This window comes from Streptomyces sp. NPDC015130, assembly GCF_043080005.1.
GTDB lineage: Bacteria > Actinomycetota > Actinomycetes > Streptomycetales > Streptomycetaceae > Streptomyces.
In genome coordinates this window covers 47,943-59,287 of record NZ_JBIBVC010000006.1, presented here as the reverse complement: position 1 = coordinate 59,287, position 11,345 = coordinate 47,943, and the positions used below count along the sequence as shown (strand labels likewise).

Genomic DNA, 11,345 nt, shown 5'->3' with positions numbered 1-11,345 from the left:
AGAGTCCACAGCTTCCAGCAGGCTCTGTCACAGCGAGTTTCTCGGGGTCCTCGGCCTCCCATGTGTCGCCTCCGCCCCAGACGTGGCGTAGGACGTAGACGGACCCTCCTCGGACGTCGGTCACGATGGCCTTCCTCTTGGTGACCTCGTCGCGCACCTGATCACCCACCCAGGGCTTCCCGTCCTTCACGCTCCTCCTCCTTCAGCTCAGCCCAGACCTGCTTGCCCCACCGGTACAGCTCGGTGCCCCACTCCTCCGTCAGCGCATCGACCAGGACCAGGCCGCGCCCGCGGAGTTGGTCACTGCTGGAGCCCGTCCTCAGGATCGGAACGGTCCTGGAGCGGTCGACCACGCCTACGCGGACCGCATTCGCAGAGGGGCGGGAGACGATCACTCGGATCGACGGGAGTCGACTGTGGTCGACCGCGTTGGAGACCAACTCAGTGATCACGAGCGTGGCGTCCTCCGTCAACGAATCCAGGCCCCAGAGGGTCAGCGCCGTTCGAACCAGCCGACGAGCGACTCCTGCGCTCCGCGCCTCACGCGGGAGGGTCTGCGAGTAGGCGGGGTGACCTGTGGGACGAGACGTGACAGCAGCAGCCGCGAGGCCCCCGAGGGGCGGAGGCGTGAGCCTCTCGCGTACACACGCGCCTTCGTCGCCGCGGCGTCCTCGGGCAGGCTGGCGACGCGGAGGACCGCTGATCGGTGTCACCGCTGGCGAGGGTGAAGCCGTTCTCCCGTCGTCGTCACCCACGTGGCTGAAAGTCACCAGTTGCCCTCCCGTCGTTGTCGGTTGGTGGTTTCGTGTTCTCTCAGCGAACCGTGATTCGCGGTGTGTGGGCATCCCCGTTCGGGCCCCGATGCCGTCAAACCCGTCAAAGATTGTTCTCTTGTGAACAGGGGCGCAGCATGACGCGCAGGAACGATGAACTGGCTGCGGTGATCGCGGAAACAGGCTGGTCACAGCCCGTCGTGGCTGCCGCAGTCGTGCGTGTCGCGGCAGAGGCCGGCGTCGACGAACTCCTCACCGTCAAGCGCTCACACATCGCCATGTGGGTCGCTGGTACCCGACCCCGGGGCAGGGCAGCCGACATCCTGCGTGAAACTCTGTCGCGGCGGTTGGGGCGTCCCCTCACGCTCGCGGAGCTCGGTCTCGCGGGGGAGGTCTCGGATACGGTCATCCGGTCCGAGTGGGACACCGACACGCTGACGACTCTGGTCGACCTGGGGAGGAACAGCATGGACCGCGAACGCCGTCGGCTCTTCACCGGCGCCGCCTACTCAGTCGGTGGATTGGTCCTGCCCAAGGATCCGTGGTGGGACGAAGCCCCCCAGCGGGCGCGGTCCCGCGGGGTCGGCCCACACGGCAGAGTCGGCGAGACCGAGGTACGGGCCGTTCGCGAGATGACCGAGTTCTTCACCCGCCGCGATCAGCGGCACGGTGGTGTCGACGGTCGGACAGCCCTCTACCAGTACATCGTCGACGACGTCGCCAGGTATGTCAGTGGAGTCTTCAGCAGCGAGAAATCCCGTCGGTCTCTGTACTCGGCGGCAGCCGAGACCGTGTACGTGGCCGGTTGGATGAGTTTCGATGCCTCCCAACACGAGGCGGCGAGAAGCTACTTCACCCTCGCGCTCAAGCTCGCCGCCGAGGCCGACGACGCTCCCCTCGCGGGGCACATCTTGCGGGCGATGGCCCATCAGGCCATAGACCTGGGCCACGCTAGGGCGGCCTTGGAGCTGGCCACCGCTTCCGTCGAGCGTAAGAGGTACGCCCATGCCACCCCTCGTGAACGAGCCCTGATCGGTGTCGTACGTGCGCGAGCGTTGGCCGTGGACGGCCAGAGGGACAAGGCCGTCGCGGCGATCCACCAGGCCGAGACCGACCTCGCGGGCGCAACAGCGGGCGACGACGAGCCGCATCGGGTCTGGTTCTTCCAGGAGGCGTCCCTCGCGCATGAGACAGCCCGCACTCTGTGGGCGCTGGGCGATCTCAACGGTGCGCTGCGCCATTTCCGTACCAGTGTCCGACTCCGTAGGGCGGACTCCTTCAGTCGAACGCACGCCGTCACGCTCGGATATATGGGCGCGGTCGAGGCGAAGCAGGGCGACATCGACGCGGCCTGCCGGACCTGGTCCCAGGCCCTGGACGCCATGGACGGGGTTCAGTCCGGCAGAGCTCGGGAAGCGGCCGTCACCATGCGGACGGTCCTGTCCCCGTTTCGCAACCGCGGGATTCCCTCCGCCGCCGCCGTCGACGAACGAGCCCGGGCCGCACTCCTACGAGTAACCTGACGGCGCCGAAGTCCCGTACCCCACAAGTGGCGTTGCCGAAGGAAGAGGGGCCTGCTGTGCCTGCGCAGTTCATCGAGGTGCCGGTCATCGCCGACGTCGTCGGAGGCCACACCGGACGGCTCGACGACTTCAAGGGCGGGGTGGAATCGATCATCCGCCTGCGGCCGGAGTTCCCCGTGGAGACCCTTCAAGGCATCGAGGAATTCTCCCACCTCCAGGTCACATGGTTCTTCAACCTCGGCTCCCCGGACGATGTAGCGCTTCACGCACGTAGCCCCCGCGACAACCCCGCATGGCCGGCGACCGGCACATTCGTCCACCACAACCATCGCCGCCCGGCACGGCTCGCCATGTCGTTCCCGAAGCTGCTCAAAGTCGAGGGACGCGACCTGCACGTCACCGATCTCGACGCCGACCACGGCACTCAGGTCGTCGATCTTGTCGCGGTGTTCCAAGAGATGCTCCCCCGTGGGCCCGTCACTCAGCCGAACTGGCCGGGCGAGATGCTCGCGGACTATTGGAGAGACGCCTCCGAGCGCTGAGGCAAAGAAGCGGCTTCATGCCGAGCGGCGAGGTAGCGAGCAACACGGTGCGCGCTCCGGATGATCAGCCGCTCCCAGTGGTCCTGCTTCGTGGGCTTCTGGTGGGACCACCCGAGGAAGAACCGCTGGCCAGCCCCGCCGAGCCTGCCTTTCACCCACACGAGCGTTCTTCACCTGACGCGCCCGCTCGGGTGCAATCCGTGCGATACGTTCACGCAAAACGGCCCTCGTGATGGCGCCAACCATCGCGAGGGCCTGAACCACTCGTGGAACAGGACTCCACCGTGATCTACCGGCACTTTAACGCGCCTTCGCGTGCCTTCAGTCAGTTCTCGCACGAGATCATTCGGCATCCTCGGCTCAGTTCCGACGCGGTTCGACTCCTGACCTGGCAGCTCTCCCTCCCCCAGGACGCGCGCGAGTCGCTTTCCGCGACCGCCGAACGTGCCCGGATCGGGGGATGCGGCTTCACCCGCGCCAAGCGGCAGCTCAAGGACGAGGGATTCGTCCACGAACGGCGAGTTCAGGGACCCGGAGGGCACTGGATCACCCAACAGCTCGTCTCCAGCACCCCGTTGATGTCGGGCGAGGCCGCCAAGCTCCTCGCCCGGACACCCGTCGCCGGCTGCAGCGACCGCGTGAGCCCGCAGGTCGTACCGAGTCCCCGGAAGCCGGCCGCCGGTCGGCCGACCACCCCGTCGACCGACGGTCATCCAGAGAAACACCTGAGGGAAGACACCTCCAACCTTCCGGCCGAGCATGCCGAGCCTGTCGAACCGGCCGAGGCCGTCCACGAGCCGGTGCCCGCTCCCGTCCCTGCCGACGGAACGCCCACCAGCCCACGCCTCGAAGAGGCCCGCGCCCTCATCGGTGTCCTGCCCCTCCTCTCCCCCGCCCTCCGCCACATCCCGCCCGGCATGCGCGACGAACTCGTCCGCCTCGCCGCCCGCTGGCTCGACTCCGGCCACTCGTCCGCGGACGTCCACGAGCACATCCTCAGCGGCCTGCCCGGCACCGGGACACCCGTACACCGACCCGGCGGACTCGTCCGCTACCTCCTCAGCGACGTCCCACCCCGCACCCTGCCGACCCCGCCCACGCCCACCCGGCCCCGGCTGTCCGTCCGCCTCGAAGGCACACGCGAGTGCACCGGCCACCACACCCAACCCATGCTGGTCCGGCCGCTCGCCGACGAGACCCTGTGCGCCGAATGCGCCACGCCCACCCGTAGCGAGCCGAAGTCATCGCCCGGCGGGGAGCGCGTACCCACGCTCTCGTAGGCTCGAAGGACGACCACCGTCGATCCGAAAGGCCCCGCCATGCCCCACATCCCCTCCCCCGCCATAGCCGCCGTCGGACTCGTGGGCGGTTATGCCGTCGCGCGGTGGACCAAGAAGCGGCCTCTTGGGGGTGTCGTGCTTGCTGTGGCCGGTGGGGTGGCTGCTCGGGAGTGGCAGCAGGTGGCGGGTGGGAAGGCCGCGGCTGGGCTCACCGGGGCGTATGTGGCCGCGTTCGCCGGGTCCCACCCGCTGGCGAAGAAGATCGGGGCCTGGCCCGCGGTGTTCTCGGTGGCCGGGGGTGTGGCCGCCGCCTCCTGGGCCGTCACCCGCGGGAAGTAGAGGCCCCCGGCACGCGAGCCCCGGGCCCGGCGACCCCCTGCACGCGTGCCCCGACCCTCCGTTCAGCCGCCCAGCGCGTGGCTGAACGTGTAGATCAGGAGGCCCGCCAGGGCGCCCACCACCGTGCCGTTGATGCGGATGAACTGGAGGTCGCGGCCGATGTTGGCCTCGATCTTCTTCGAGGTCTGGGTGGCGTCCCAGCCGGCGACCGTGTCCGTGATCAGGGACGTGATCTCGTGGCGGTACGTCGTGACCACGTAGGCCGCCGCGTCCTCCGCCCAGCCCTCGACCTTCTCCTGGAGGCGGGTGTCCGTCGCCAGGCGGTTGCCCAGGGACATCAGTGAGGCGCGGGCGCGCAGGCGGAGCTGGCTGCGGTCGTCCTCGGCCGCCGCGATGATGAGGTTGCGGATCGAGGACCAGGCCGAGGCGATGATGTCCTGGATCTCCGGGCGGGCCAGCAGGTCCGACTTCAGGCGCTCGACGCGGGCCCTCGTGTCCGTGTCGCCCTGGAGGTCGGTCGCGAAGTCCGTCAGGAAGCGGTCGATCGCGCCGCGCGCCGGGTGCGACGGCATGTCCCGCATCTCCGTCACGAAGCGGAGGAGCTCCTTGTAGACACGCTCACCGATGCGCTTGTCCACGAACCGCGGCGTCCAGCCCGGCGCGCCGCCCTGCACCGCGTCCATGACGGACTCGCCGTGGGTGATCAGCCAGTCGTGCGCGCGGGTGCAGACCAGGTCCACCGCCCGGCGGTGCGCCCCGTCCGAGACGATCTTCTCCAGGGTCTTGCCCAGGCCCGGCGCGATCTCCGCCGACTCCGCCCGGCGGGTGATCGCCTCGCCCACGACCGCCTGCACGTCGGAGTCCCGCAGGACCGTCAGCGCGCCGCGCAGCGCCGTCGACGCCTCCGCCGTGACCCGGTCCGCGTGGGCCGGGTCGGCGAGCCACGACCCGAGGCGGCGCCCGATGCCGAAGGCCGCCAGCCGGCCCCGTACGACGTCCGCCGAGAGGAAGTTCTCGCCGACGAACGAGCCCAGCGAGGCACCCAGCTGGTCCTTCTTCGTCGGGATGATCGCCGTGTGCGGGATCGGCAGGCCCAGGGGGTGCTTGAAGAGTGCCGTCACCGCGAACCAGTCCGCGAGCGCGCCGACCATGCCCGCCTCCGCCGCGGCGGCGACGTAACCCGTCCAGGCACCCCAGCCCGCGTTCTCCGCCCAGGTCGCAAGGGCGTAGATCACGGCCACCCCGACGAGCAGCGACGTCGCCAGCGCCTTCATGCGCCGGACGCCTCTGCTCTTCTCCTCGTCAGCCGCCGTGTACGAGAAACTCACCAATGGACTCGACCTCCTACGTCCCTTACATCAGGGACTCCCGGCGCTCGTCCCGAGTTCCCCCGTACATCTTCGCGATCACCGCCTCGATGTCCGGCTCCCGCACCGAGAGGTCGACGAGGGGATACGCGGCGGCCACGGCCGCGACCAGCGGAGCCGCCGAGGCGGAGGCCGGGAACGCCAGGTACTGGCGGGGGCCCTCCGACCGTACGAAGCGGGCGCCGGGCACGTCCTCGATCGGCGGCAGCTCCCGCTCCAGGTCCACCACCAGGAGCCGTTCGCTCTCGCCCACCGCGTGCAGTCCGGCGAGCTTGCCGTCGTACATCAGCTTGCCGTGGTCGATCACCATCACCCGCGAGCACAGCTGCTCGATGTCCGTCAGGTCGTGGGTGGTCAGCAGGACCGTGGTGCCCCGGGAGGCGTTCAGGTCCCGCAGGAACTCCCGCACCCTCGCCTTCGACACGACGTCCAGGCCGATCGTCGGCTCGTCCAGGTACAGCACCTCCGGGTCGTGGAGCAGCGCCGCCGCGATGTCGCCGCGCATCCGCTGGCCGAGGGAGAGCTGGCGGACCGGGACGTCGAGCAGTTCCCCGAGGTCGAGGAGCTCGACGCACCGGTCGAGGTTCTCGCGGAAGCGGGCGTCGGGGATCCGGTACATGCGGTGCACCAGGCGGTACGAGTCCTTCAGCGGCAGGTCCCACCAGAGCGTGGTGCGCTGGCCGAAGACCACGCCGATCCGCCGGGCCAGCCGGGTGCGCTCCCGCGCCGGGTCGATGCCCGCGACCCGCAGCCGGCCGCCGCTGGGGGTGAGGATGCCGGTCAGCATCTTGATCGTGGTCGACTTCCCGGCGCCGTTCGGGCCGATGTAGCCGACCATCTCCCCGCGCTCGATGCCGAAGCTGATGCCGTCGACCGCCCTGACCTCGCGTTTCGACCGCTTCAGCAGGCCCTCCTTGCGGCGGATCGTGAAGGTCTTCTCCAGTGATTCGAGTGCGATGAAGGGCACGGCCTCAGCTTCCTGTCGATCGGTACGAACGGATTCCGGCCCGCCACGCGATCCCCGCCACCGCGCAGCAGGCCGCGGCCACGAGCGGCGAGGCGAACGCCGCCCAGCCCGGCACGCCCGCCGGGGCCGGCCGGTCGAGGAGGTACAGCGCGGGCAGCCAGTTCACGAACGCCAGCGGCACGACGTACACGACCCCCCGCACCAGCTCCTGCGCGAAGATCGTCGGCGGGTACTGGAGCAGCGTGTTCCCGCCGTACGTGAACGAGTTCGTGACCTCGGCCGCGTCCTGCATCCAGAACTGGGCGGACGCCCCCAGCACCATCACCGCCGCGAAGATCACCGCCCCGCTGACCAGCGCCACCGGCAGGAGCAGCACCTTCAGCGGTGTCCACGCCACGTCCAGCAGGACCAGCGCCCACACCAGGACGAACACGCCCTGCGCCACCCGCCCGAACCGGCGCAGCGCGAACTTGTCCGCCGCGACCTGCGCGAGGAGCGGCGCGGGGCGCATCAGGAACGTGTCGAGCGAGCCTTCCCTGACCCGCCTCCCCATCCGCTGGAGCGAGCCCATCGTCAGGTCCGCGAGCCCGAACGACGTGCCCGTCGTCCCGTACAGCAGCGCGACCTCCGCGAAGGAGAAGCCGCCCAGACCCCGCACCTGACCGAACATCAGCAGGATGACGACGAAGTCGAAGAAGGTGACGCAGAAGCTGGTGACCAGGGTCAGCGCGAAGGATGCGCGGTACGTCATCGTCGACCGGATCCACATCCCCGCGACCATCCGGTACGTACGCCAGGAGTCCCCGCCCGTACGGAGCCGGTGCGTACGCCGGGGCTCCCCGGTCGTACGGAGCGTCTCAGCCACCCTGCACCACCACCTTCCGCGTCGCCGCCGCCTGCACGGCCCGTCCCGCCCCGAACAGCACCAGCGCCCAGCAGGCCTGGAAGGCGTACGCCCCCGCGAGCTCGCGTCCGCCCTGGTACTTCCCCAGGTAGACGTCGGCCGGCACCTGGAGCAGCGAAGCCCACGGCAGGACCCGCGCCAGCTCGCCCAGCGCGCCCGGGAAGACGGTCAGCGGGAGCAGCATCCCCGAGAAGAACAGGCCGCCCAGCCAGGCCACCTGTACGACGCCCTGCCCGTCGAGCAGCCAGAACGCGCTCATCGCCACGAGGTACCAGATCGCGAAACTGACCGTCGAGCCGAGCACCACCGCCACCAGGAACGCGAGCCACGCCCCGGGGCCCGACGGCAGGGTGAAGCCGAACCAGAGCGCGCCGATCGCCATCGGGACGACCCCGCGGCCGAGCAACTGGTAGGCCGAACGGCCGAGGTTGGCCGAGAACCACCAGGCCTGGAGGTCGGCGGGGCGGTAGAGGTCGACCGCGATGTCCCCGGTCCTGATCCGCTCGATCAGCTCGTCCTCGAAGCCGCCGCCCATCAGCCCGCAGACGGTGATCAGCGCCTGGCCGATCCACACGTAGGCGAGGGCGTCGTCCATGGAGTAGCCGCCGAGCTGCGGCCGCTCGTCCCAGAGGGCGATGTACGTGTACGACAGGATGAAGCCGAAGACGGTGTTGGTGAACACCCCCGCCGCCGTCGCCACCCGGTAGGTGGCATGGCGCCGGAAGCCACCCGCGGCCACCGTCGCGTACAGCCGCAGCATGCGTGTCCTTCCTCTCCGCGGCCGGCGCGCCGGTAAGCGCCGAAAAATGCCGAAGCGCACGACCTTAGCGACGCCCGCCGCACACGGCGAGCGATTTTTTCGTCACCGCATGTGATCCAGCCCTGTCGATTCGTGTCGGTTTCGGGTCGTATTCCGGAGTTTCGTCGCTTTCCAGGCAATATGAGGTGCCATGCCCCCTTCCTCCGGTACGAGCGACACCCCTCGGCCATCCCTCCCGGGCTGGGAGCCGAGGGACCCCACCCTCTCCGCTCCGCCACCACCCGCGCGGAAGCGTCCCCCGCGCGCCCGGCGCCTCCGCCGCGTCCTGCGGACGCTGTTCGGCCTCGGGCTCCTCGGCGCGCTGCTCCTCGGCGGGGCCTTCGTCGCGGGATACCTCCTCGTGGAGATCCCGCCGGCCAACGCCGCCGCCCTCGCCCAGTCCAACGTCTACCTCTACCGCGACGGCAGCCCCATCGCCCGGGACGGCGAGGTCAACCGGGAGAACGTCCGGCTCGACCAGGTCCCCCTGGGCGTCCGCCGGGCCGTCCTCGCCGCGGAGGACCGCGACTTCCACACCTCGCGCGCCGTCGACCCCAAGGCGATGGTCCGCGCCGCCTGGAACACCGTCACCGGCAAGGGCCGCCAGTCCGGCTCCACGATCACCCAGCAGTACGTCAAGAACTACTACCTCGGCCAGGAGCAGACCCTCAGCCGCAAGGCCAAGGAGTTCTTCATCGCGATCAAGCTGGGCCGTGAGAAGACCGAGGAGGAGATCCTCCAGGGCTACCTGAACACCAGCTACTTCGGCCGGAACGCGTACGGGATCCAGGCCGCCGCCCGCGCCTACTACGGCAAGGACGTCGAGCGGCTCGACACCGCCGAGGGCGCGTACCTCGCCTCCCTCCTCAAGGCCCCCAGCGCCTACGACGTCACCACCCACCCCGAGAACCGGGGCAAGGCCGTCGCCCGCTGGAACTACGTCCTCGACGGCATGGTCGGAGAGGGCTGGCTCGCCCGCGCCGAACGCGCCGCCGCCCGCTTCCCGATCCCCCAGACCGCCCGCCCGGCCACCGGCCTCTCCGGGCAGCGCGGCTATCTCGTCCAGGCCGTCGAGGAGTACCTGACCGGCCACGGCGTCCTCGACGAGAAGACCCTCGCGGGCGGCGGGTTCCGGATCACCACCACCCTGGACCGCACCAAGCAGGAGACGCTCGCCCAGGCCGTCGAGGACCAGGTCATCTCCCGGCTCGACCCGGACCGCGACCCCGCCGACCGCTACGTACGGGTCGGGGCGGCCGCCGTGGACCCGGCGACCGGCAAGGTCCTCGCGATGTACGGCGGCATCGACTACACCCAGCAGTACGTCAACAACGCCACGCGCCGCGACTACCAGGTCGGCTCCACCTTCAAGCCCTTCGTCTTCACGGCCGCCGTGCAGAGCGGGGCGCAGACGCAGCACGGCCTGCCGATCACCCCCTACACCCTGTACGACGGGACCAACCGGCGCCCGGTGGAGGGCTGGAACGGCGTCCCGTACGAGCCGGCCAACGAGGACGACGCCAGCTACGGGGAGATCCCCGTCGGGGAGGCCACCGACCTGTCGGTGAACGCCGTGTACGCCCAGATGGCCGTGGACGTGGGCCCCGCGCACGTCCGGCGGACCGCCGTCGCCCTCGGCGTGCCCGGCTCCACCCCCGACCTCACCGCCTCCCCCTCGATCGCCCTCGGCCCGGCCACGGCCAGCGTCCTCGACATGGCCTCGGCCTACGCCACGCTCGCCGCACACGGCCGGCACGGCACCCACACGCTCGTCGAGGCCGTCACGAAGGGCGGCCGGTCGGTCGACCTGCCGTCCCGGCCGGCCCGGCAGGCGGTCAGCCGGGAGGCCGCCGACACGACCACCTCGATCCTGCGGAGCGTCGTCGAAGCGGGTACGGGCACGGCGGCACAGGCCGCGGGACGGCCGGCGGCGGGCAAGACGGGCACGGCGGAGGACGACAAGGCCGCCTGGTTCGCGGGCTTCACGCCGGAGCTCGCGACGGTCGTCGCGCTGATGGGCCAGGACCCCGAGTCGGGGCGGCAGGAGCCGCTGTACGGGGCGCTCGGGCAACCCCGGATCAACGGCGGCGGGGAGCCGGCCGAGATCTGGGCCCAGTTCACCCGGGACGCGCTGGCGGGGACACCCCCGCGCGACTTCGACCTCCGGCTGATGCCGGGGGTGGAGGAGATGCCGGCGGTGCCGCCGATGCCGGACGGCCCGGAGAGCCAGGAGGGCCAGGAGGGCCAGGAGGGCCAGGACGGCCGGGAGAACCAGGACGGCCGGGAGAACCAGGTCGGTCAGGCCGGCCAGGAGGACCAGGACCGTCGGGACCGCCAGGAGGGTCAGGACGGTCGGGAGCCCCGGGACGGTCAGGACGGTCGGGAGCCCCGAGACGGTCAGGAGCGCCGGGACGACCGGCTCGGGGATCCGTACCTCACGGGCGAGGCAGGGCCGGGGGCCGAGCTGTCCCGCAGCCCCCTGCCCCCACCCGTACGGGGTCAGTGACCGGAGGTCGCCTTCAGACCCACCACGGCGACCAGCAGCAGACAGACGAAGAAGATCCGGGCGGCGGTCGCCGGCTCACCGAGCACGACCATGCCGAGCACCGCCGCACCGGCCGCGCCGATGCCGACCCACACGCCGTACGCGGTGCCGATCGGCAGCGTCTTGGCGGCGTGCGAGAGCAGCAGCATGGAGGCGACGATCCCGGCGCCGGTGAACACGCTGGGCCAGAGCCGCGTGAAGCCGTCGGTGTACTTCATACCGATCGACCAGCCGACTTCGAGCAGACCCGCGACGACGAGAAGAACCCAGGCCATGACGACGACACCTCCGCAAGACGGAACAACA

General features: G+C 70.5%; 11 protein-coding genes. 5 read left to right on the top strand and 6 right to left on the bottom strand.

Going from position 1 to position 11,345, the window contains the following annotated elements; translation table 11 throughout:
- Positions 1-161 precede the first annotated feature (161 nt).
- Positions 162-845 carry an ATP-binding protein gene (locus tag ACF08F_RS14265; protein ID WP_392298780.1) on the bottom strand — a complete coding sequence of 228 codons (684 nt, stop codon included), beginning with the start codon at positions 843-845 and terminating at the stop codon, positions 162-164.
- A gap of 65 nt (positions 846-910) precedes the next feature.
- On the opposite strand from ACF08F_RS14265, the gene ACF08F_RS14260 reads away from it, so the two are divergent.
- The 4 genes from ACF08F_RS14260 (at position 911) to ACF08F_RS14245 (ending at position 4,457) form a co-directional block, all read left to right on the top strand.
- Entirely contained in the window at positions 911-2,296 is a 1,386-nt protein-coding gene (locus ACF08F_RS14260; protein WP_392298779.1) for a tetratricopeptide repeat protein, read from the top strand.
- A 56-nt stretch (positions 2,297-2,352) separates the two neighbouring features.
- Positions 2,353-2,838 carry a TrmO family methyltransferase gene (locus ACF08F_RS14255; protein WP_392298778.1) on the top strand — a complete coding sequence of 162 codons (486 nt, stop codon included), beginning with the start codon at positions 2,353-2,355 and terminating at the stop codon, positions 2,836-2,838.
- A gap of 266 nt (positions 2,839-3,104) precedes the next feature.
- A complete protein-coding gene (locus ACF08F_RS14250; RefSeq protein ID WP_392298777.1) occupies positions 3,105-4,118 on the top strand; it encodes a hypothetical protein in 1,014 nt (337 codons plus the stop codon).
- Between the two features lie 39 nt (positions 4,119-4,157).
- Positions 4,158-4,457 (top strand): hypothetical protein, encoded by a 300-nt coding sequence (locus tag ACF08F_RS14245; protein ID WP_392298776.1) that lies wholly within the window; start codon positions 4,158-4,160, stop codon positions 4,455-4,457.
- A 62-nt stretch (positions 4,458-4,519) separates the two neighbouring features.
- Here ACF08F_RS14245 and ACF08F_RS14240 read toward each other — a convergent pair whose 3' ends face one another.
- Genes ACF08F_RS14240 through ACF08F_RS14225 form a run of 4 tightly spaced genes read right to left on the bottom strand, consistent with a single transcriptional unit; the run spans position 4,520 to position 8,452 of the window.
- Positions 4,520-5,788 (bottom strand): DUF445 domain-containing protein, encoded by a 1,269-nt coding sequence (locus ACF08F_RS14240; RefSeq protein ID WP_392298775.1) that lies wholly within the window; start codon positions 5,786-5,788, stop codon positions 4,520-4,522.
- 22 nt (positions 5,789-5,810) lie between these two features.
- Complete coding sequence (locus ACF08F_RS14235; protein ID WP_392298774.1) at positions 5,811-6,791, bottom strand: ATP-binding cassette domain-containing protein; 981 nt, start codon at positions 6,789-6,791, stop codon at positions 5,811-5,813.
- 4 nt (positions 6,792-6,795) lie between these two features.
- Positions 6,796-7,656, bottom strand: a complete 861-nt coding sequence (locus ACF08F_RS14230; protein WP_392298773.1) for an ABC transporter permease — start codon at positions 7,654-7,656, stop codon at positions 6,796-6,798.
- Positions 7,649-8,452: an ABC transporter permease gene (locus ACF08F_RS14225; protein WP_392299106.1), complete on the bottom strand. Its 804-nt coding sequence runs from the start codon at positions 8,450-8,452 to the stop codon at positions 7,649-7,651. The genes ACF08F_RS14230 and ACF08F_RS14225 overlap by 8 nt, the downstream gene beginning before the upstream one ends.
- Positions 8,453-8,645: 193 nt before the next feature.
- Between ACF08F_RS14225 and ACF08F_RS14220 the strand changes: the two genes are divergently transcribed.
- On the top strand, positions 8,646-11,000 hold the full coding sequence (locus tag ACF08F_RS14220; protein ID WP_392298772.1) for a transglycosylase domain-containing protein: 2,355 nt from the start codon (positions 8,646-8,648) through the stop codon (positions 10,998-11,000).
- On the opposite strand, the gene ACF08F_RS14215 is transcribed toward ACF08F_RS14220, so the two are convergent.
- Complete coding sequence (locus tag ACF08F_RS14215) at positions 10,994-11,314, bottom strand: multidrug efflux SMR transporter (protein ID WP_028811654.1); 321 nt, start codon at positions 11,312-11,314, stop codon at positions 10,994-10,996. The genes ACF08F_RS14220 and ACF08F_RS14215 overlap by 7 nt on opposite strands.
- Positions 11,315-11,345: the final 31 nt, after the last annotated feature.

Excerpts from the sequence above, each read along its gene's own strand:
- ACF08F_RS14220 (WP_392298772.1), top strand. The coding sequence starts at position 8,646 with ATGCCCCCTTCCTCCGGTACGAGCGACACCCCTCGGCCATCCCTCCCG.
- ACF08F_RS14245 (WP_392298776.1), top strand. The coding sequence starts at position 4,158 with ATGCCCCACATCCCCTCCCCCGCCATAGCCGCCGTCGGACTCGTGGGC.
- ACF08F_RS14260 (WP_392298779.1), top strand. The coding sequence starts at position 911 with ATGACGCGCAGGAACGATGAACTGGCTGCGGTGATCGCGGAAACAGGC.
- ACF08F_RS14215 (WP_028811654.1), bottom strand. The coding sequence starts at position 11,314 with ATGGCCTGGGTTCTTCTCGTCGTCGCGGGTCTGCTCGAAGTCGGCTGG.
- ACF08F_RS14265 (WP_392298780.1), bottom strand. The coding sequence starts at position 845 with ATGCCCACACACCGCGAATCACGGTTCGCTGAGAGAACACGAAACCAC.